18 protein-coding genes are annotated in these 20,536 nt (G+C 58.0%); 5 read left to right on the top strand and 13 right to left on the bottom strand.

Features of this window, described 5'->3' with window-relative positions:
- Positions 1–2 precede the first annotated feature (2 nt).
- From AC1MEA_RS13840 to mtnA, 12 genes are all read right to left on the bottom strand, one after another.
- The gene (locus AC1MEA_RS13840) at positions 3–245 is read right to left on the bottom strand and encodes a lipopolysaccharide assembly protein LapA domain-containing protein (RefSeq protein ID WP_449633660.1); all 243 of its coding nucleotides are present in this window, start codon (positions 243–245) and stop codon (positions 3–5) included.
- A 26-nt stretch (positions 246–271) separates the two neighbouring features.
- Positions 272–568: an integration host factor subunit beta gene (gene ihfB / locus AC1MEA_RS13835; protein ID WP_219064060.1), complete on the bottom strand. Its 297-nt coding sequence runs from the start codon at positions 566–568 to the stop codon at positions 272–274.
- 165 nt (positions 569–733) lie between these two features.
- The gene (locus AC1MEA_RS13830; protein WP_480416488.1) at positions 734–1,015 is read right to left on the bottom strand and encodes a hypothetical protein; all 282 of its coding nucleotides are present in this window, start codon (positions 1,013–1,015) and stop codon (positions 734–736) included.
- 521 nt (positions 1,016–1,536) lie between these two features.
- Entirely contained in the window at positions 1,537–1,995 is a 459-nt protein-coding gene (locus AC1MEA_RS13825) for an REP-associated tyrosine transposase (protein WP_480416487.1), read from the bottom strand.
- 247 nt (positions 1,996–2,242) lie between these two features.
- Entirely contained in the window at positions 2,243–3,934 is a 1,692-nt protein-coding gene (gene rpsA / locus AC1MEA_RS13820) for a 30S ribosomal protein S1 (RefSeq protein WP_219063883.1), read from the bottom strand.
- Between the two features lie 121 nt (positions 3,935–4,055).
- On the bottom strand, positions 4,056–4,745 hold the full coding sequence (gene cmk / locus AC1MEA_RS13815; protein ID WP_219063884.1) for a (d)CMP kinase: 690 nt from the start codon (positions 4,743–4,745) through the stop codon (positions 4,056–4,058).
- Complete coding sequence (locus AC1MEA_RS13810; protein WP_480918143.1) at positions 4,742–6,949, bottom strand: bifunctional prephenate dehydrogenase/3-phosphoshikimate 1-carboxyvinyltransferase; 2,208 nt, start codon at positions 6,947–6,949, stop codon at positions 4,742–4,744. Before AC1MEA_RS13810 ends, cmk begins: the two co-directional genes overlap by 4 nt.
- A 28-nt stretch (positions 6,950–6,977) precedes the next feature.
- Positions 6,978–8,090: a histidinol-phosphate transaminase gene (gene hisC / locus AC1MEA_RS13805; RefSeq protein ID WP_480416486.1), complete on the bottom strand. Its 1,113-nt coding sequence runs from the start codon at positions 8,088–8,090 to the stop codon at positions 6,978–6,980.
- A gap of 15 nt (positions 8,091–8,105) precedes the next feature.
- Complete coding sequence (gene pheA, locus AC1MEA_RS13800) at positions 8,106–9,200, bottom strand: prephenate dehydratase (protein WP_480416485.1); 1,095 nt, start codon at positions 9,198–9,200, stop codon at positions 8,106–8,108.
- Complete coding sequence (gene serC, locus AC1MEA_RS13795) at positions 9,200–10,285, bottom strand: 3-phosphoserine/phosphohydroxythreonine transaminase (RefSeq protein WP_449633655.1); 1,086 nt, start codon at positions 10,283–10,285, stop codon at positions 9,200–9,202. Before serC ends, pheA begins: the two co-directional genes overlap by 1 nt.
- A 176-nt stretch (positions 10,286–10,461) precedes the next feature.
- Positions 10,462–13,233, bottom strand: a complete 2,772-nt coding sequence (gyrA, locus tag AC1MEA_RS13790; protein WP_219063889.1) for a DNA gyrase subunit A — start codon at positions 13,231–13,233, stop codon at positions 10,462–10,464.
- A gap of 440 nt (positions 13,234–13,673) precedes the next feature.
- Positions 13,674–14,750, bottom strand: coding sequence for an S-methyl-5-thioribose-1-phosphate isomerase (mtnA, locus tag AC1MEA_RS13785; protein ID WP_480416484.1), 1,077 nt, complete (start codon positions 14,748–14,750; stop codon positions 13,674–13,676).
- A gap of 137 nt (positions 14,751–14,887) precedes the next feature.
- Between mtnA and AC1MEA_RS13780 the strand changes: the two genes are divergently transcribed.
- From AC1MEA_RS13780 to AC1MEA_RS13760, 5 genes are all read left to right on the top strand, one after another.
- The gene (locus AC1MEA_RS13780) at positions 14,888–16,234 is read left to right on the top strand and encodes a TRZ/ATZ family hydrolase (RefSeq protein ID WP_480416483.1); all 1,347 of its coding nucleotides are present in this window, start codon (positions 14,888–14,890) and stop codon (positions 16,232–16,234) included.
- A 60-nt stretch (positions 16,235–16,294) separates the two neighbouring features.
- Positions 16,295–16,993, top strand: coding sequence for a bifunctional 2-polyprenyl-6-hydroxyphenol methylase/3-demethylubiquinol 3-O-methyltransferase UbiG (gene ubiG, locus AC1MEA_RS13775; protein ID WP_443691295.1), 699 nt, complete (start codon positions 16,295–16,297; stop codon positions 16,991–16,993).
- A 4-nt stretch (positions 16,994–16,997) separates the two neighbouring features.
- Complete coding sequence (gene mupP / locus AC1MEA_RS13770; protein ID WP_480416482.1) at positions 16,998–17,669, top strand: N-acetylmuramic acid 6-phosphate phosphatase MupP; 672 nt, start codon at positions 16,998–17,000, stop codon at positions 17,667–17,669.
- A 70-nt stretch (positions 17,670–17,739) separates the two neighbouring features.
- Positions 17,740–18,480, top strand: a complete 741-nt coding sequence (locus AC1MEA_RS13765) for a YciK family oxidoreductase (protein WP_449633650.1) — start codon at positions 17,740–17,742, stop codon at positions 18,478–18,480.
- Positions 18,481–18,739: 259 nt separating this feature from the next.
- Positions 18,740–19,666: a GGDEF domain-containing protein gene (locus AC1MEA_RS13760; RefSeq protein ID WP_219063895.1), complete on the top strand. Its 927-nt coding sequence runs from the start codon at positions 18,740–18,742 to the stop codon at positions 19,664–19,666.
- Positions 19,667–19,719: 53 nt separating this feature from the next.
- Here the strand turns inward: AC1MEA_RS13760 and AC1MEA_RS13755 are convergent, their stop codons facing one another.
- A complete protein-coding gene (locus AC1MEA_RS13755) occupies positions 19,720–20,463 on the bottom strand; it encodes an iron-containing redox enzyme family protein (RefSeq protein WP_480918142.1) in 744 nt (247 codons plus the stop codon).
- Between the last annotated feature and the right edge of the window lie 73 nt (positions 20,464–20,536).

Raw genomic sequence — 20,536 nt, 5'->3', positions numbered from 1 at the left:
GCTCAGACAGCCCTGATGGTTTTTTTGCTCTTTTTACGCAGGGACATGACCCAAACCAGGAAGGGGCCGATCATCATCCCGATCAGCAAGGCCACAATCACGGGGACAGCTACCGACAGCTCTGGCGCTGACCAGCCGAGAAAGACCAGGGAAACGGGTTGTTGGTTTTCGAGCACGAACACTACCGTCGCCAATACGATCAGCAGTGTGATTACCACCACCATTACGCGCTTAAAGTTCCGCATCTGCCGCTCCTTTTGTTGGGGGGGCGTTAGAGGCCCTCTTCTTCGTCTTCGTTGACCCGATCACGCAATTCTTTACCCGGCTTGAAATGAGGGACGAATTTGCCGTCCAGGCTCACGGATTGGCCGGTTTTCGGGTTGCGCCCTACACGCGGTGAGCGGTAGTGCAAAGAAAAGCTGCCAAAGCCCCGAATCTCGATGCGATCACCGGTGGCGAGGCATTGAGACATTTGCTCAAGCATGGTCTTGATAGCCAGCTCGACATCCTTGGATGAGAGCAGCCCTTGATGGGTAACAATTCGATCGATCAACTCCGACTTCGTCATATTTTTCCCTTCTTTTTCAAGCAGCTAGATAAGCGCTCCGAAGGTTTTAGCATGACTGGAAGGATTTGAACAGTCCGAGTATTGACTTATGTGAAGGATGATTGGCGGACCGTGAAGTTCCCTTCATTTATGACATTTTCTGGTGCATATCCAGGATTCAAACGATCAATTACAGACCACGAGCATGCGCCGGGTGAAATAGCCGGCCGGGTTCCACCCGAATGGATAGTCGTCCGGATCTTCTTTGACGTCGCTGGACTTGCCGAGAACTTTGAAGCCACCAGGTTTGCATTCACGGGTCGCGCGGGCATAGCACCTGTCCCAATTGGAGGTCATCCCGGAGCATTCGACCATCAATCCGCTTTGACCACGTATGACTTTGGTTTTATGGGAGGTGGCACAGCCTGTGAGAGCGAGTATGGCGAGAACAATGATGATGCGACGCATGTGCTTCCTTATGCAGGGCGCGCGCCCTGCGACAACTCGTAGACGCTTCAGTCTAGCCGCGGCGTGAAGGGCTTGTCTTGTTGAAAAGACAGGAGGGGTGATGTGTTGGTGGTATGTGTCAATACCGGTAGAAATTGACACAGCCTGCGGATTTTAATTTGACGCGAAAGCCATGGTGCGTTTCACGGCGAAAACCACCTATGGCAGGAGGTTGATCGGGATCGAGGGGCAGCAGATGAACCGCGCTGAATGGTCTTCGCAGACAAGTCAGCTCCCACAGCCCTACCGGCAGGAGCAGACGGTGGGCAACATGCTGTTGATAGGTAGGAGCTGACCGGGACGCGTAGTTTTGTCTGCGAATAAGCCCGGCACGGGTTTCCGGCGGGGCTGGATTTGACCGCGCAGCCATGATCTGGATCGGAGGGGCGGCAGGTAGACCGCGCCGTATGGTCTTCGCAGACGAGTCTGCGCGCCCCGGTCTCTCCTACGGCCCTGCGGGCAGAAGTTGGGATAGTGTGATGTTAAAGCCATATTGCGTCCCACAGGGGGTAGTCACCCATTCGCTTGACCAGCCCGGCTCGCAAGGGGTTTGCGACGATGTAGCGGGCGAGTTTTTTCAGGTCGTCTTCGGTGCGGAGGGTTGTGTCGTGGTATCCGCGTTGCCATACACGGTTTTGGCTTTGGATGGCTTTGTTGATTGCGATGGCGCTTCGGGCTTTGACTTGCTGCATGACGCTGGAAAGGGATTTCTGCTTCAACTCGATGAGCCAGTGCAGGTGATCGGGCATCACTACCCAGGCCAATGAATGAACCAGGCTCTGCTCTTCGGCTCGCTTTAGTTCGGAGACGACCAAGCGTCCCAGGTGCAGGTCTTTGAAGAGGGGGTGGCGGTTTTGGGTGACGGTGGTTAACAGGTAAATTTGGCTGATTTCAGAAAATCGGCCATGGCGTAGGCTGCGGCTGTGCGCGTGTTTGGGCATTCCGTTGCCCCTCCCATTGAGTTAATCAGGTGTATGTACAAGATTAGCCAAGCGTTGGGTGGACTGCAGGTAGGTATGTTTGGCGAGGTGTGTCAGATGAAACGCGCTGAATGGCCTTCGCAGCGGGACGCGTAGTTACAAGTCAGCTCCCACAAGAAATAGGTGTTTGGCTGAAAATTTCTGAAGCCAAATTTCAGGCACAAAAAAGGGCGACCGAAGTCGCCCTTTTTCTATGGTCAATCAGAACTTAGTTCTGTTTTTCCATTTGTGCGCGAAGCAGGTCACCGATGGTGGTAGGACCTGTGCTTTCCGCAGTTTCTGGCTTCGCGCGCAGGCTTTGGATAGCTTCTTTCTCGTCTTCAACGTCTTTCGACTTGATGGACAATTGGATTACGCGGCTCTTGCGATCAACGCTGATGATCTTGGCTTCAACTTCTTCGCCTTCTTTCAGAACGTTACGCGCGTCTTCAACGCGGTCACGGCTGATTTCGGAGGCTTTCAGAGTAGCTTCGATGTCGTCGCCCAGAGTGATGATGGCGCCTTTGGCGTCAACTTCTTTAACGATACCGCGAACGATAGCGCCTTTGTCGTTGACCATCACGTACTCAGAGAACGGATCGCTTTCCAGCTGTTTGATACCCAGGGAGATGCGTTCACGCTCTGGATCAACAGACAGGATCACGGTGTCGAGCTCATCGCCCTTCTTGAAGCGACGTACGGCTTCTTCGCCCACTTCGTTCCAGGAGATGTCGGACAGGTGAACCAGGCCGTCGATGCCGCCGTCCAGACCAATGAAGATACCGAAATCGGTGATCGACTTGATGGTGCCGGAGATTTTATCGCCCTTGTTGAACTGGCCAGAGAAATCTTCCCATGGGTTAGATTTGCACTGTTTGATGCCGAGGGAGATACGACGACGCTCTTCGTCGATGTCCAGAACCATAACTTCCACTTCGTCGCCAACTTGTACGACTTTCGAAGGGTGGATGTTTTTGTTGGTCCAGTCCATTTCGGAAACGTGTACCAGGCCTTCAACGCCTTCTTCCAGCTCAGCGAAGCAGCCGTAGTCGGTCAGGTTGGTAACACGGGCTGTTACGCGAGTGCCTTCTGGGTAGCGAGCTTTGATCGCGACCCATGGATCTTCGCCCAACTGCTTCAGACCCAAGGAAACACGATTGCGTTCGCGATCGTACTTCAGGACTTTTACATCGATCTCATCGCCAACGTTGACGATTTCCGATGGATGCTTGATGCGTTTCCAAGCCATGTCGGTAATGTGCAGCAGGCCATCGACGCCACCCAGATCGACGAATGCGCCGTAATCGGTGAGGTTTTTGACGATACCTTTGACTTGCTGACCTTCTTGCAAGGATTCCAGCAGAGCTTCGCGCTCAGCGCTGTTTTCGGCTTCAAGGACGCTACGGCGGGAAACGACAACGTTGTTGCGTTTCTGGTCGAGTTTGATGACCTTGAATTCGAGCTCTTTGCCTTCCAGGTGAGTCGTGTCACGCACTGGGCGGACATCAACCAGAGAACCAGGCAGGAACGCACGGATGCCGTTAACGTCGACAGTGAAGCCGCCTTTAACCTTACCGTTGATAACGCCCTTGACCACTTCTTCAGCTGCGAAAGCCGCTTCCAGAACAATCCAGCACTCAGCACGCTTGGCTTTTTCGCGGGACAGCTTGGTTTCGCCAAAGCCATCTTCGACCGCGTCCAGTGCAACGTGCACTTCGTCGCCGATCTTGATGGTCAGCTCGCCAGCGTCGTTGTGGAACTGTTCCAGCGGGATGAGGCCTTCAGATTTCAGACCGGCGTGAACCGTAACCCATCCAGCCTGGTAATCGATATCAACGATGATCGCGGTGATGATCGAACCGGCCTGAAGGTTGAGGGTCTTTAGGCTTTCTTCAAAAAGTTCTGCAAAGCTTTCGCTCATTTTAATTCCTGTTGATCAAGGGCGAAGAATACGCCCATCTGCCACGTTCCAGACAACGTGGGTTTCGTTCAAATAAAAGAAGGCCTGTGGGACTATGCCTGGTCTCCCACACGCTTCCTTGTCATCCGGCGAGATCGCGAAGTGCGATTTCACTCAAAATGCGTTCCAGCACCTGCTCGATGGATAATTCAGTGGAATCCAGCTGTATGGCGTCATGCGCCGGCTTGAGCGGGGCTACCGCTCGCTGGGTGTCACGCTCGTCGCGTGCACATATCTCATCTAGCAGACTCGACAGACTAACATCATCGCCCTTGGCCTTCAACTGCAAGTAACGGCGACGTGCACGTTCCTCGGCGCTGGCGGTCAGGAAAATCTTCAGCGGCGCATCCGGGAACACTACGGTGCCCATGTCGCGGCCATCGGCCACCAACCCCGGCGGCTCCTGAAACGCGCGCTGGCGCTGGAGCAAGGCATCGCGCACCGCTGGCAGTGAAGCCACTTGCGAGGCGCCATTGCCGATCTGTTCGTTGCGGATGGCGTGGGTGACATCTTCGCCTTCCAGAGTAATCCGCTGCCCGTGATCATCGGTGCCGACGTTGAACTGCACATCCAGATGAGCGGCCAGCAGCTTCAGGGCTTCTTCATTCGTCAGGTCGACGCCATGGTTGCGCGCGGAGAACGCCAGCAAACGATAGAGCGCTCCGGAATCGAGCAGGCACCAGCCCAGGTGCTTGGCCAACCGGCCAGCAACCGTGCCTTTGCCCGAACCGCTAGGCCCATCGATGGTGATGACTGGCGCTCGAACCCTCATGACTGAGCCTCTTCTGCTACACGCATGCCGACTTGAGCGCAGAGTGCGAGGAAGTTGGGGAATGAGGTCGCTACGTTGGCGCAATCATGGATGCGGATCGGTGCCGATGCGCGCAGGGAGGCAACGCTGAAAGCCATGGCAATCCGGTGGTCGCCGTGACCGTGGACTTCGCCGCCGCCGATCAGGCCGCCATCGATAATGATGCCGTCCGGGGTTGGCTCGACTTTAACGCCCAGCGCCAGCAAGCCGTCGGCCATGACCTGGATACGGTCAGATTCCTTGACCCGCAGCTCTTCGGCGCCGCGCAGGACGGTACGCCCTTCCGCACAGGCCGCCGCCACGAACAGCACCGGAAATTCGTCGATGGCCAGAGGGACCAGCGCTTCAGGGATTTCGATGCCCTTGAGCTTGGCCGCGCGTACACGCAGGTCCGCCACGGGTTCACCGCCGACTTCGCGCTGGTTTTCCAGGGTGATGTCGGCGCCCATCAGACGCAGAATATCGATGACGCCAGTACGCGTCGGGTTGATGCCGACGTGTTCCAGCAACAGGTCAGAGCCCTCAGCAATAGAAGCAGCGACCAGGAAGAAGGCGGCCGAGGAGATATCAGCTGGCACTTCAATGTGGGTCGCGGTGAGCTTGTGACCCGACTCTACGGAAGCGGTGCTGTTCTCAACGCTGACCGGGTAGCCAAAGCCGCGCAACATGCGTTCGGTATGGTCACGCGTCGGTGCAGGCTCGGTGATGCTGGTCTTGCCATCGGCATACAGGCCAGCCAGCAGCAGGCAGGATTTAACCTGCGCGCTGGCCATTGGCAAGGTGTAGGTCAGGCCGGCCAGGCGATGGCCGCCGCGAATAATCATCGGCGGACGACCTTCAGCAGCGGTCTCGATCACTGCGCCCATTTCACGCAATGGATTGGCGACGCGGTTCATCGGCCGCTTGGACAGCGAGGGATCGCCGGTCAAGGTGCTGTCGAAACTCTGCGCGGCCAACAAACCGGAAAGCAGGCGCATCGAGGTGCCTGAGTTGCCCAGATAGATTGGGCCCGGCGCAGCTTTCAAGCCATGCAGGCCAACACCGTGGATGGTCACGCGGCCATTTTGCGGGCCTTCGATCACAACACCCATGTCACGGAACGCCTGCAAGGTTGCCAGCGCGTCTTCACCTTCGAGGAAGCCCTCGACTTCGGTCGTGCCTTCGGCCAGCGAGCCGAGCATGATTGAGCGGTGGGAAATCGATTTGTCGCCTGGAACGCGGATACGTCCGCAAACGCGTCCACCAGGATTAGCCAGGAAAATCAGGTCGTTGGTGTTCATAGCGTCCACATAAGCCCGGCGGGCAAGGATTTTACTGAAATGCTCGCGAGCAACACGGGCGCGAGTGAATACGCCCAGTAATTGAAGCCCATCCCCTGCATCTACCGCGTCGCGCAAGGCGTCGAGGTCTGTGCGAAATGTATCTAATGTGCGTAACACCGCCTCGCGGTTGGCGAGAAAGATGTCATGCCACATCACCGGGTCACTGCCCGCGATCCTTGTGAAATCGCGGAAACCGCCCGCTGCGTATCTAAAGATTTCCAGATTCTCGTTGCGCTTGGCCAGTGAGTCCACCAGGGCAAACGCCAGCAAATGCGGCAAATGACTGGTCGCCGCCAACACTTCATCGTGGCGCTCGACCTGCATGTGCTCGACATCGGCGCCCAGCTCAGACCATAAACGGTCAATCAGGGCTAACGCTTCCGGATCTGTTTCGGCCAGAGGTGTCAAAATCACTTTATGCCGACGGAACAGCTGGGCGTTGGAGGCCTCTACCCCACTCTGTTCGGACCCGGCAATCGGATGCCCGGGCACGAAACGCGAGGGCAAACCGCCAAACGCCAGACGCGCGGCGCGCACCACATTGCCCTTGGCGCTGCCAACATCGGTCAGTACGGCATTACCAAGGTCAAGGGTCGCCAACAGCGTCAGCAGCTTTTCCATCGCTAGAATAGGCACGGCGAGCTGGATAACGTCAGCGCCGCGACAGGCGGCAGTGATGTCTTCCTCGCACCGGTCGACCACGCCCTGCTCTACCGCTAGCTGGCGCGAGCGCGGATTCAGATCGACACCCACCACTTCCCGGCACAAGCCACTTTCACGCAAGCCTTTGGCGAACGAACCACCGATCAAACCGAGGCCGATCACCACCAGGCGCCCGATCATAGGTTGAGTTGATTGCACGGGCATGACATCAACCACGTGCCAGAACCTTGGCCAAAGCCTCAAGGAAGCGCGTGTTTTCGCCCGGCAGGCCGATGCTGACCCGCAGGTGGTTTGGCATGCCATACCCCCCAACCGGACGCACGATTACGCCTTCACGGAGCAGGCCTTGATAGACCGACGCGCCCTCGCGACCGAGATCAATGGCAAGGAAGTTGGCCTTGGAAGGAATCCAGCTCAGGCCCAACACACGCAGCCCTTGTTCAAGCTGTTGCATCCCGGCTTCGTTCGCGCGGCGGCTTTGGGCCACGTACTCGACGTCATCCAGCGCAGCACACGCCGCCGCCAGCGCAAGGCTGTTGACGTTGAACGGCTGACGCACACGGTTCAGCACATCAGCTACAACCGGCGAAGACACGCCATAACCGACGCGCAGCGATGCCAGGCCGTAGGCTTTGGAGAAGGTGCGCGACACCAGCAGGTTCGGGTAATCCGCCAGGTAGTTCAGGCCATTCGGCAGTTCCGCGCCTTCGGCGTATTCGATATAGGCCTCATCCAGCACCACCAACACGTTTTCCGGCACGGCGGCGAGGAAGTCAGCCAAGGCACTCGGACCGAACCAGGTACCGGTCGGGTTGTTCGGGTTGGCGATAAACACGACGCGGGTGTTGCTGTCGATAGCCGCCAGCATCGCCGGCAGGTCGTGACCCCAGTCCTTGGCAGGCGCAACGCGAGCGTCGGCACCAACGGCTTGGGTGACAATCGGGTAGATGGCGAACGCATGCTCACTGAACACCGCGTTCAGGCCCGGCGCCAGATAGGCGCGAGCGACCAACTCCAGAATGTCGTTGGAGCCATTGCCCAAGGTCACTTGATTAGCTTGCACACCGCAGCGCTCTGCAAGACGCGCCTTGAGATTGAAACCATTACCGTCCGGGTAGCGGGTCAGCTCGGCAAGCTCGTCGCGAATCGCGGCCAGGGCTTTAGGGCTGGCACCCAGCGGGTTTTCGTTACTGGCCAGCTTGATGATCCGGGCCGGATCGATGTCCAGTTCGCGCGCCAGTTCGTCCACGGGTTTGCCCGGGACGTAAGGCGAAAGTTTTTGCACGCCCGGCTGGGCCAGGGCGAGGAAGTCGACGCTCATGTAGTGCTAACCCCTTTAGAGAACCGCTTTCGGGTAGGAACCCAGCACCTTGAGTGCCACTGCTTCCTGACTGATCTGTTCCAACACGGCCTTGATCAATGGATCACGGTGATGGCCGACGAAGTCGATAAAGAACACGTAGGTCCATTTACCGCTGCGCGAAGGTCGGGTTTCGATACGGGTCAGGTCGATTCCGTTCTCATGGAAGGGCACCAGCAATTCATGCAGCGCGCCTGGTTTGTTGCTCATCGACACGATGATCGAGGTTTTGTCGTCGCCCGTCGGCGGGACTTCTTGACTGCCGATGATCAGGAAACGCGTGGCGTTATCCGGGCGGTCTTCGATTTTTTCTGCGATACGGGTCAGGCCGTACAGCCCTGCCGCCATATCGCCGGCAATGGCCGCCGAGTTCCACTCACCCTTGACCCGCTTGGCCGCTTCGGCGTTGCTGGCAACCGCGATGCGCTCGACATTCGGGTAGTGCGCGTCCAGCCACTTGCGGCACTGGGCCAGCGACTGCGCATGGGAGTAAATGCGGCTGATACTGTCGGTCTTGGTATTTTCACCGACCAATAGATGGTGGTGGATACGCAATTCGACTTCGCCACAGATGACCATGTCGTGTTCGAGAAAGCTGTCGAGGGTGTGGTTGACCGCGCCTTCGGTGGAGTTTTCCACCGGGACCACGCCAAAATTCACCGCCCCGGCCGCGACTTCACGGAACACTTCGTCGATGGCGGCCATCGGCAAGCTGATGACTGCGTGACCAAAGTGCTTCATGGCGGCGGCTTGGGTGAAGGTGCCTTCAGGGCCGAGATAAGCCACTTTCAGCGGCTGCTCCAGCGCCAGGCACGAGGACATGATTTCGCGGAACAAACGCGCCATTTCCTCGTTGCCCAACGGCCCCTTGTTGCGCTCCATGACACGCTTGAGCACTTGGGCTTCGCGCTCTGGACGGTAGAACACCGGCACTTCGCCTTCAGTGAGCGTGGCCATTTTCACCCGCGCAACTTCTTGCGCACAGCGCGCACGCTCACTGATCAATTCCAGGACTTTCTCGTCCAGGCTGTCAATGCGGATGCGCAGCGCCTTGAGTTCTTGCTCAGACATTAGCCGTGTTCCTTCTCGAACTCTGCCATGTACGCCACCAGGGCGTTGACCCCATGGATGTCGACGGCGTTGTAGATGGAAGCACGCATGCCGCCAACCGAACGATGGCCCTTGAGGTTGAGCAGGCCACGTGCTTCGGCGCCGACCAGGAACGGCTTGTCCAGGCGGTCATCGGCCAGACGGAACGGCACGTTCATCCACGAGCGATCGGTTTTGTTGATCGGGTTGCTGTACAGGCCGCTGGCGTCGATGAAGTCGTACAGCGTGCGCTGCTTGATGTCATTGAGCTTGCCGATGGCTTCCACGCCGCCCTGCTCTTTGAGCCATTCGAACACCAGTCCGGACAGGTACCAGGACAGGGTCGGCGGGGTGTTGTACATCGACGCGTTGTCGGCGGCGACTTTGTAGTTGAGCATGGTCGGACAGATCGTACGGGCGTGACCGAGCAGGTCTTCGCGAATGATCACGACGACAATACCGCTCGGGCCGATATTTTTCTGGGCGCCTGCGTAGATCATGCCGAACCTGGAAACATCCACGGGGCGCGACAGGATGTCCGAGGACATGTCTGCCACCAGCGGAATGTCGCCGGTTTCAGGAATCCAGCTGAATTCCAGGCCGCCAATGGTTTCATTGGGTGCGTAGTGAACGTAGGCAGCGTCTTTGGACAGCTTCCACTCGTTCTGGCCAGGAATGGCGAAATAGTCGTAAGGCTTGGCGCTGGCAGCGATGTTGACGTTGCCGAAGCGCGAGGCTTCTTCAATGGCTTTCTGCGACCAGATACCGGTGTCGATGTAATCGGCACTGGCGTTTTCCGGCAACAGATTGAGCGGAATCTGGGCAAATTGCTGGCTTGCGCCGCCTTGCAGAAACAGCACTTTATAGTTTGAGGGGATGGTCATCAGGTCGCGCAGATCTTGCTCGGCCTTGTTGGCAATGGAGACGAACTCATCACTGCGATGACTCATTTCCATGACGGACAGGCCTTTGCCATGCCAGTCCAGGAGTTCTGCCTGGGCACGCAGCAGAACAGCTTCAGGGAGCGCAGCAGGACCTGCGCAGAAGTTAAAAGCTCGCTTGCTCATATCCACTCTCGTCAATGCTTGGGTCTGTACGCTTTCGGTGTTGCTTCTGACTTTCCGTGACCGCTTCGCGGTCAATCGCAGGCAAGCCAGCTCCTACAGAAATTCGTGTTCGGCCGGGCATCTGTTTCTGGCCGAAGGCCGTAGGCGCAGACAAGTCAGCGCCTACGGGTATCGCATTACTCTTCTTCCGGGGCGTCGGCTTGCTGGGACTCGTCGATGTCGCTGACATCCAGCACTTCGCCTTCAAGCTCTTCGCCTTCCAGCACCTCACCTTCGAACTCTTCGCCTTCGACTTCCGATGGCTCCTGAACACGCTCCAGGCCGACCAGTTTTTCGTCGCTGGCGAGCTTGATCAAGGTCACGCCCTGGGTATTACGACCCAGACTGGACACTTCATCAACACGGGTACGAACCAGGGTGCCCTGGTCGGAAATCAACATGATTTCTTCGCCGTCGAGCACTTGTACCGCGCCGACCAAACGGCCGTTACGGTCGTTGCTGACCATGGCGATAACGCCCTGACCGCCACGTTTGTACTCAGGGAACTCGGTAATCGCAGTGCGCTTGCCGAAACCACGCTCGGACGCAGTGAGAATCTGGCTGCCTTCTTCCGGGATCAGCATGGAAATCAGCTTCTGACCTTCTGGCAGACGCATGCCGCGCACACCGCGAGCGGTACGGCCCATGGCGCGAACGTCGGACTCTTTAAAGCGTGTCACTTTGCCGCCGTCGGAGAACAGCATGACTTCGCGTTCGCCGTCAGTGATGGCGGCGGAAATCAGGATGTCACCTTCGTCCAGCTCCAGCGCGATCAGGCCAACACTGCGTTGACGGCTGAATTGCACCAGCGGAGTTTTCTTCACGGTGCCGTTGGCAGTCGACATGAAGATGAACGGAGCTTTCTTCCGGTCTTCTGCCTTGATGCGGGCCTTTCTGTCTTCTTCGCTCTCGTCGCCTGCTACGTCGTCCAGTTCAGGAGTGATGACATCGTCACCGCCTTCTTCTTCGGATTTCTTGCGCATGGCTTCCATGTCTACCGGCAGCATGGTGGTGATGTATTCACCCTCACTCAGCGGCAACAGGTTGACCAGTGGGCGACCACGGGCAGCACGCGAGGCTTCCGGAATTTCGTATGTCTTGAGCCAGTACACCTTGCCTTTGCTGGAGAACATCAACAGCGTGGTGTGACTGTTGGCAACCAGCAGGTGAGCAATGTAGTCCTCATCCTTGACGCCGGTAGCCGATTTGCCTTTACCGCCACGGCGTTGAGCCTGGTAGACGGCCAACGGCTGAGTCTTGGCATAACCACCGTGAGAGATAGTAACGACACGCTCTTCTTCGGTGATCAGGTCGCCGAGGGTCAGGTCCAGACGCGCATCGAGAATCTCGGTGCGACGTACATCGCCGTATTCAGCACGGATCAGTTCCAGCTCTTCGCGGATGACTTCCATCAGACGTTCGGCGCTGTTGAGAATACGCAGCAGTTCGCCGATCTGGGTGAGGATTTCCTGGTATTCGGTCAGCAGTTTTTCGTGTTCGAGACCGGTCAGACGGTGCAGACGCAGTTCCAGAATCGCCTGAGCCTGTTCTGGCGACAGGAAATACTTGCCGTCACGCAGGCCATATTGCGGGTCAAGATTGTCAGGACGGCAAGAATCTGCGCCGGCACGCTCAACCATTTCCACAACAGCACTGGATTCCCACGGTGTTTCGATCAGCGCTGCCTTGGCTTCAGCCGGTGTCGGCGAGGCTTTGATCAACGCGATAACCGGGTCGATATTCGACAGGGCGACCGCTTGACCTTCGAGCAGGTGACCACGCTCACGGGCTTTACGCAATTCGAAAACGGTACGACGGGTAACGACTTCGCGGCGGTGACGAACGAAGGCTTCCAGCAGGTCCTTAAGGTTGAGGATCCGCGGACGGCCATCGATCAACGCAACGATGTTGATACCGAAAACGCTTTGCAGCTGGGTCTGGGCGTAGAGGTTGTTGAGGATCACCTCAGGCACTTCGCCACGACGCAGCTCGATCACTACGCGCATGCCGTCTTTGTCGGACTCGTCGCGCAGCTCAGTGATGCCTTCGAGCTTTTTCTCTTTGACCAGCTCGGCGATCTTCTCGATCAGGCGTGCTTTGTTCAACTGGTACGGGAGTTCGGTGATGACGATCTGCTGACGACCACCGACTTTGTCGATGTCTTCGACCATCGAGCGGGCACGCATGTAAATGCGCCCACGACCGGTGCGATAGGCTTCGACGATACCGGCACGACCGTTGATGATCGCGGCCGTCGGGAAGTCAGGGCCCGGGATGTATTGCATCAGCTCATCGATGGTCAACTCTGGGTTGTCGATGAGTGCCAGGCAACCGTCGATGACTTCACCGAGGTTGTGCGGCGGGATGTTGGTCGCCATGCCCACGGCAATACCGCTCGAGCCGTTGACCAGCAAGTTCGGGATACGGGTCGGCATGACCGCTGGGATCATTTCGGTGCCGTCGTAGTTCGGCACCCAGTCCACGGTTTCTTTATGCAGGTCGGCCAGCAGCTCGTGGGCCAGCTTGGTCATCCGGACTTCGGTGTATCGCATGGCGGCGGCGTTATCGCCGTCCACCGAACCGAAGTTGCCCTGACCGTCTACCAGCAGGTAGCGCAGGGAGAATGGCTGAGCCATCCGTACGATAGTGTCGTAAACAGCAGTATCACCATGCGGGTGATACTTACCGATAACGTCGCCGACCACACGGGCAGATTTCTTGTACGGCTTGTTCCAGTCGTTACCCAGTTCGCTCATCGCGAAGAGTACACGCCGATGCACGGGCTTCAAGCCATCACGCGCATCCGGCAGTGCCCGTCCGACGATTACGCTCATTGCGTAGTCAAGGTAGGACTGTTTCAGCTCGTCTTCGATATTGACCGGGAGGATTTCTTTGGCCAGTTCGCCCATGAGAAGCCTGATTCCTTTTTCTGGTGAAACCTCGTCACATCCATGCGGGACGAACGAAGCTCGCCGCTGCAGGCATTTGCCATGCAACGACTTACGACAAATCAACGAGTTATGCCATGGATCTGCGCAGTAAAGGCAGGCGCATCGCGCTACCCTGGAAACCGCCGAATGTTATCACAAACGCGATCAGGGACCTATCCCTTGGATAGCTTGCCAAAACACTAATCGACCAACGATCGGCCTTTATAGCGCCTCTGAGGGCCTTGCGTGGTTTGTTAGCTGTATCGCCGAGCACTTGTAGGCGCTGGCTTGCCTGCGATAAGGCCCGAAGGGGCTTCCTGCAAAACCGTGCCCAGCCCATTTACGACTGCTTCGCAGACGATCGCGGCGGAGCACGTACTTGCAAGCCCGCCCCTACAGGGATCAGGGCACTGACAGGATCAATGCAACCGCTTGCGACACATCAGTTGCGCCATCTTGGCGGCGTCGGGGCGTTCGACGATGCCTTTCTCGGTCACGATGGCGTCGATCAAATCCGCTGGCGTCACGTCGAACACCGGGTTGAACGCGTCGACATCAGCCCCTACGCGCTGGCCGCCGAGCTCCAGCAACTCTCGACCGTCGCGCTCTTCGATGGGGATGTCTTCACCACTGGCCAGGGCCATGTCGATGGTCGAACTCGGCGCCACCACCATGAAGCGCACACCGTGGTGCATGGCGGCAACGGCCAGTTGATAGGTGCCGATTTTGTTCGCCACGTCGCCGTTTGCGGTGATGCGGTCGGCGCCGACGATGACCCAAGTGATGCCTTTGGTGCGCATCAGGTACGCAGCAGCCGAATCGGCAGTGACGGTGACGGGGACGCCCTCATTCGCCAGCTCCCAGGCCGTCAAACGCGAGCCTTGCAGCCATGGCCGGGTTTCATCGGCGTAAACGCGCTCGATCATGCCTTCCAGGTACGCCGCACGGATCACGCCCAGCGCGGTGCCGAAGCCGCCAGTCGCCAGCGCACCCGTGTTGCAGTGGGTCAGCACGGTTTGCAGATTGCCCTGATGCTTGCGGATCAGGTCGGCACCGAGCTGGGCCATGGTCAGGTTGGCTTCGCGATCACTCAAGTGAATGCCGACCGCCTCCGCTTCGAGCGCGGCCAGAGGTGATTCACTGCCCTTCAAGCGTTGCAGGCGGTCGCGCATGCGATTCAGCGCCCAGAACAGGTTGACGGCGGTGGGCCGCGACTCGGCAAGCAGGGTGAAGTCTTCTTCCAGTGCCGCTTGCCAGTCGCCGCCCGCGGCAAAACGCTCGCGCGCTGCCAACACCACGCCGTAGGCCGCACTGATACCGATGGCGGGCGCACCCCGCACGACCATCGAGCGAATGGCCTCAGCCACGCCCGCCGCGCTGGTGTACGTGTGCCAGGTTTCCTCGAACGGCAACACGCGCTGATCGAGTAGATGCAGAGCGCCGTCCCGCCAATCGATGGCCTTCACCTTCTCCGCAGCCAATAGTCGATCGCGCATTCCACACCCCATGTACTTAAAAATAGAAAGCCAAGATCAAGAGCAAAGCATCAAAAGCCGCCGATTATAGCGAGCCGCCCAAGAAGACGCTCGGGTATACTTCGCCGGCCCTGAATATAAGCTCTGGATGTCCTGCCATGCCCAATCCTGCTGCCCCGCTCGACCTGCTGCTCCTGCCCACCTGGCTGGTGCCGGTCGAACCTGCTGGCGTAGTCCTCAAAGAGCATGGCCTGGGCATTCGCGACGGCCTTATCGTGTACATCGGTCCCAGAGCCGAAGCGTTGAAGCAAACTGCGCTGCAGGTACGTGAACTGCCGGGCATGCTCCTCAGCCCTGGCCTGATCAACGCCCACGGGCACGCGGCCATGACTTTGTTTCGTGGCCTGGCCGACGATTTGCAGCTGATGACCTGGCTGGAGCGCCATATCTGGCCTGCCGAAGCCAAATGGGTCGATGAAGCCTTCGTCCGCGACGGTACCGACATCGCGATTGCCGAGCAGTTGAAAGGCGGCATCACCTGCTTCTCCGATATGTATTTCTTCCCCAAGGTGGCCAGCGAACGCGTGCACAACAGCGGCATCCGCGCGCAAATCACCGTGCCGGTCCTGGACTTCCCTATTCCGGGGGCACGCACCCCCGAGGAAGCACTGCACACGGGCGTCGAGTTGTTTAACGACCTCAAGCATCATCCACGAATAAACGTCGCCTTCGGCCCCCATGCGCCTTACACCATCAGCGATGAAAACCTGGAAAAAATACGGGTTCTGGCTGACGAACTTGACGCGATGATTCATATGCACATGCATGAAACCGCGTTCGAAGTTGAGCAATCCGTCGAGCACCGCCATGAGCGGCCTCTGGCACGCCTGAGCCGTCTTGGCTTGTTGAGCCCACGTTTTCAAGCGGTACACATGACCCAGGTCAGCGATGAAGACCTGGCTTTGCTGGTAGAAAGTAATGCCAGCGTGATCCACTGCCCGGAATCGAACCTGAAACTCGCCAGCGGCTTTTGCCCGGTAGAGCGCTTGTGGCAGGCTGGAGTCAATGTCGCGGTAGGCACCGATGGCGCGGCCAGCAACAATGACCTGGACCTGCTCGGCGAAACCCGCACGGCGGCCCTGCTGGCCAAGGCTGTCGCGGGTTCGGCTACCGCACTGGACGCACACCGCGCCCTGCGCATGGCCACACTGAACGGCGCCCGCGCCATGGGCATCCAGGCGCAAACAGGCTCGCTGGAGATCGGCAAGGCTGCGGATCTCGCCGCCTTTGACCTGTCCGGGCTGGCCCAGCAACCGGTGTATGACCCGGTATCGCAGCTTATATATGCCACCGGGCGCGACTGCGTGACCCACGTATGGGTCGCCGGCAAGCAACTGCTCGAGGACAAGCGCCTGACGCGAATGGATGAACAAGCGCTTATTGAAACGGCCAAAAACTGGGGCCAGCGCATTCATGGCCATAAAGAGCAGCAGAAAACAGAATAAAGACCGTCCGAACCCTCGTTCGAACGCTCGCCAGCATTATCAAGTTTAAGAGGACACCCCATGAGCAACGTTGACCACGCTGAAATCGCCAAATTCGAAGCCCTGGCCCATCGCTGGTGGGACCGCAATAGCGAATTCAAACCGCTGCATGACATTAACCCGCTACGGGTCAACTGGATTGATGAACGCGTCCAGCTGGCCGGTAAAAAGGTGTTGGACGTTGGTTGCGGCGGCGGCATTCTCAGTGAAGCCATGGCCCTGCGTGGCGCCACGGTAATGGGCATCGACATGGGCGAAGCGCCGTTGGCGGTCGCGCAGTTGCACCAATTGGAATCGGGTGTGACTGTCGACTATCGGCAGACCACCGCCGAAGACCTCGCGGAAGAAATGCCTGAGCAGTTCGACGTGGTGACGTGCCTGGAGATGCTGGAACACGTCCCGGACCCGTCGTCGGTGATTCGCGCCTGCTTCCGCATGGTCAAACCGGGTGGTCAGGTGTTTTTCTCCACCATTAACCGCAACCCCAAGGCGTACCTGTTTGCCATTGTCGGCGCGGAGTACATCATGGGCCTGTTGCCACGCGGCACCCATGACTTCAAGAAATTCATCCGCCCTTCCGAGCTCGGTGCCTGGAGTCGCGAAGCCGGTTTGCAGGTCAAGGACATCATCGGCCTGACCTACAACCCGCTGACCAAGCACTACAAGCTGGCGTCCGATGTCGACGTCAATTACATGATCCAGACACTTCGAGAGGCATAAGGGCATGCGTTTGAGAGCGGTTTTATTCGACATGGACGGCACGTTGCTCGATACCGCGCCGGATTTCATCGCGATCTGCCAACGCATGCTTGCCGATCGCGGCCTGGCGTCGGTGTCGGACAAACTGATTCGCGATGAAATTTCCGGTGGTGCCCGGGCGATGGTCGCGGCAACGTTCGCCCTGTCGCCGACGGAGCCTGAGTTTGAAGCGCTACGCCTGGAGTTTCTCGAGCGCTATCAGGCCAACTGTGCCGTCCACAGCACGCTGTTCGATGGCATGGCCGAGTTACTGGTCGACATTGAGAAAGCCAATCTGATCTGGGGCGTGGTCACCAACAAACCCGTGCGCTTTGCCCAACCGATCATGGAGCAACTGGGTTTGGCCGAGCGCTCGGCAATCCTGATCTGCCCGGACCACGTGACCCACAGCAAGCCGCACCCGGAGCCGTTGATCCTGGCGTGCAGCATGCTCAACCTGGACCCGGCCAGCGTGCTGTTCGTCGGCGATGATCTGCGTGACATCGAGTCTGGACGCGACGCCGGCACCAAAACCGCAGCCGTGCGTTATGGCTACATCCATCCCGACGACAACCCCGATCACTGGGGTGCCGATGTGGTGGTCGATCATCCACTGGACCTGCGCAAGGTGCTGGATAACGCATTGTGTAGCTGCTGAAGAATAGACTGATCTGCTTCTGGCCACAGGCCGCAGGAGACGGGTGCCTTTTTAATTATTGAGGTTTTTCATGTTTGATTATTCCGCTCGTCCCGAACTGCTCAAGGATCGGGTGATTCTGGTCACTGGCGCTGGCCGTGGCATTGGTGCAGCTGCCGCCAAGGCCTTCGCTGCGCATGGCGCCACTGTGTTGCTGCTGGGCAAGACCGAAGCCAATCTGACTCAGGTCTATGACGAGATCGAAGCCGCGGGCCACCCTCAGCCCGCAGTGATCCCCTTCAATCTGGAAACCGCCCTGCCGCACCAGTACGACGAACTCGCCGCGATGATCGAGACCGAATTCGGCCACCTGGACGGTTTGCTGCATAACGCGTCGATCATTGGCCCGCGCACGCCGACCGAACAGTTGTCCGGCGAGAACTTCATGCGCGTGATGCACGTCAACGTCAACGCGATGTTCATGCTCACCAGCACCTTGCTGCCACTGCTCAAGCTGTCCCAGGACGCCTCGGTGGTGTTCACCTCCAGCAGTGTCGGGCGCAAGGGTCGTGCCTATTGGGGTGCTTACGGGGTGTCCAAGTTCGCCACTGAAGGCTTTATGCAGAGCCTCGCCGACGAACTGGAAACGATCTCTTCGGTGCGCGCCAACAGCATTAACCCAGGCGCCACACGCACCAGCATGCGTGCGCAGGCTTACCCAGGTGAAAACCCACTGAACAACCCGACGCCCGAAGAGATCATGCCCCTCTACCTGTACTTGATGGGCCCCGACAGCACCGGCATCAACGGCCAGGCTTTCGACGCGCAGTGAGAGCTATTGCGCTGTAGCACAGCAACCCCCATCAAGGCGCCGGGCTTAAAATTGAGGTGACATAATATTGTCACCTCAATGAACTTGGTGGCCGAAGGCTACCAAACGAGTCAATGAACCGCCTACCCCGCGACACCTCCCCGCCTTATAGTTCCCTAACTCACTGAATATCAATGAATTTAATTAAATGAACTGTTTGGCACGACTTTCGCTCTAAAACACCAGCTAAGACTGCGTTATGTGTTTTAGGAGTAAAAACATGAATTCTTCTACCCAGACCAACGCAATTGATTTCGATAGCGCTAAATTGCAACGACTGGGATTTGGCCAATTGCAAAACGCCGCCCAGCGGCCTGTCGATGTGGCGCAATTGCGCCACCAGCTTGGCCTGCAATTACAGACCAGCCTTGAACCTGAAAGAATCCTGACGATTTTTTTTCGCGGCATTCAGCGAATGATTCCACTCACGGCGCTGAGTTACGAACACCGCGCCAGCGACCTGCACCTGAAAGTGGGCGAGGGTGGGCATCATCGTGTCAGTTACAGCTTGAGCAATGAAGGCGAACACCTGGGCGAGCTGGTCTTTCAGCGTAACCAGCGTTTTTCCGAACACGAATTGAGCCAGCTTGAGTCTTTGTTGCCTTGCCTGTTGTTCCCTCTGCGAAACGCCCTGCTCTATCGCGAGGCGACACAGAGTGCCCTGCGCGACCCGTTGACCTGTACCGGCAACCGAATCGCCATGGATCAAACCCTGTCTCGGGAAATCGAAGTAGCCCACCGTCATAAACACCCGCTGTCCTTGCTGATGCTCGATATCGACCACTTCAAGCGGGTCAATGACGATTACGGCCATAGCACGGGCGATGAAGTGCTCAAAGCCGTCGCAAATTCCATCAAGGCCCAACTGCGCAATATCGATATGGTGTTTCGTTTTGGGGGTGAGGAGTTCTTGATAGTGCTCTCGAACACCGGGCGTGAAGCCGCTGCGATGATCGGCGAGCGCCTGCGCCTGGCGGCGAGCCATCTGACCTATCCAATGCTGGATCACCCGATTGAACTGAGCGTCAGCCTGGGCTGCGCCACCCTGTTGCCGGCCGAGTCGGCCGAAAGTGTTCTGCGCCGCGCAGACAGCGCGCTGTACGTAGCCAAGCGTCAGGGGCGCAACCGTCTGGCGATGGCGGGCTAAGCTCGGCTAGCTCGATTTGCCAAGCCTGCCCGTCACTCAGCTTTCGACCACTATCACGCGCTCACACGTTCACGCGATTGCGTCGCCTGCTCCAGCTGCATGCAGCGCTCCAGAAACAGGTACATGTAGTCGTAACTTTTGGTGACCGCCTGGCGCAGCTCAGTCTGCAATTGGACACTGGGGTTGTTACCGGCCAGCGTGCAGATGATTTCCAATGCCTCCCAAGGATGCGAGTCGTCGTATTGAGCGTGCATTTTCAGCCACTTCATCGCGCGCTTACGCTGATCTTCTGGGAAAGCGTCGGCATACACACCGCTTGAGCAGACAAGTGCCGACCATTCACCGGTGGCGCCTTCGATGGCATAGTTAGTGGCCGCAATGGCGACGATCAGCGAGTCCGACGAACTGGAATGCCAACACCAATGGCTCAGGGCGTGCAATTCAGGTGGAACTTGCTGGGCCTGCAACTCTTCCAGGCTTACTCCGTGGGCCAGGCTCCAGCTTACCCAATAGTCGGCATGATTGAGTTCCACGCGAATATTGCGCATTAACCAACGACGCGCCATGTCTTCACCCGGATGACGGGCGAAGCGGGTTTTTGTCAGGTTCTGCGCCATATACAGGGCGAACTGTTCAACCACTGGCCAGCCGCCGATCAGGTACTGCCGCATGGTTTTCGAACTCAGGCGGCCATCGCGCATCCGCTGATACAACTCATGCTCAACCACTCGGCGCTTGGCTTCGCTGCACTCTTGAATCAACTGCTGTGCCCACGCCGGATAACTGGTTGCTTCCATGAGCGGACCGGTTCTGCAGAAAGTATCGATCACTGTTTTGGCCTCCTTTTTTTGTGGTGTCATTGTTCGGTCG

Source organism: Pseudomonas sp. ASL8, from assembly GCF_056680355.1.
This window is presented reverse-complemented; position numbering and strand designations above follow the sequence as displayed.

Bases quoted from the DNA above. Each gene is read 5' to 3' on its own strand.
- AC1MEA_RS13840 (WP_449633660.1), bottom strand. From the start codon at position 245: ATGCGGAACTTTAAGCGCGTAATGGTGGTGGTAATCACACTGCTGATC.
- ihfB (WP_219064060.1), bottom strand. From the start codon at position 568: ATGACGAAGTCGGAGTTGATCGATCGAATTGTTACCCATCAAGGGCTG.
- AC1MEA_RS13830 (WP_480416488.1), bottom strand. From the start codon at position 1,015: ATGCGTCGCATCATCATTGTTCTCGCCATACTCGCTCTCACAGGCTGT.
- AC1MEA_RS13825 (WP_480416487.1), bottom strand. From the start codon at position 1,995: ATGCCCAAACACGCGCACAGCCGCAGCCTACGCCATGGCCGATTTTCT.
- rpsA (WP_219063883.1), bottom strand. From the start codon at position 3,934: ATGAGCGAAAGCTTTGCAGAACTTTTTGAAGAAAGCCTAAAGACCCTC.
- cmk (WP_219063884.1), bottom strand. From the start codon at position 4,745: ATGAGGGTTCGAGCGCCAGTCATCACCATCGATGGGCCTAGCGGTTCG.
- AC1MEA_RS13810 (WP_480918143.1), bottom strand. From the start codon at position 6,949: ATGATCGGGCGCCTGGTGGTGATCGGCCTCGGTTTGATCGGTGGTTCG.
- hisC (WP_480416486.1), bottom strand. From the start codon at position 8,090: ATGAGCGTCGACTTCCTCGCCCTGGCCCAGCCGGGCGTGCAAAAACTT.
- pheA (WP_480416485.1), bottom strand. From the start codon at position 9,200: ATGTCTGAGCAAGAACTCAAGGCGCTGCGCATCCGCATTGACAGCCTG.
- serC (WP_449633655.1), bottom strand. From the start codon at position 10,285: ATGAGCAAGCGAGCTTTTAACTTCTGCGCAGGTCCTGCTGCGCTCCCT.
- gyrA (WP_219063889.1), bottom strand. From the start codon at position 13,233: ATGGGCGAACTGGCCAAAGAAATCCTCCCGGTCAATATCGAAGACGAG.
- mtnA (WP_480416484.1), bottom strand. From the start codon at position 14,750: ATGCGCGATCGACTATTGGCTGCGGAGAAGGTGAAGGCCATCGATTGG.
- AC1MEA_RS13780 (WP_480416483.1), top strand. From the start codon at position 14,888: ATGCCCAATCCTGCTGCCCCGCTCGACCTGCTGCTCCTGCCCACCTGG.
- ubiG (WP_443691295.1), top strand. From the start codon at position 16,295: ATGAGCAACGTTGACCACGCTGAAATCGCCAAATTCGAAGCCCTGGCC.
- mupP (WP_480416482.1), top strand. From the start codon at position 16,998: ATGCGTTTGAGAGCGGTTTTATTCGACATGGACGGCACGTTGCTCGAT.
- AC1MEA_RS13765 (WP_449633650.1), top strand. From the start codon at position 17,740: ATGTTTGATTATTCCGCTCGTCCCGAACTGCTCAAGGATCGGGTGATT.
- AC1MEA_RS13760 (WP_219063895.1), top strand. From the start codon at position 18,740: ATGAATTCTTCTACCCAGACCAACGCAATTGATTTCGATAGCGCTAAA.
- AC1MEA_RS13755 (WP_480918142.1), bottom strand. From the start codon at position 20,463: ATGGAAGCAACCAGTTATCCGGCGTGGGCACAGCAGTTGATTCAAGAG.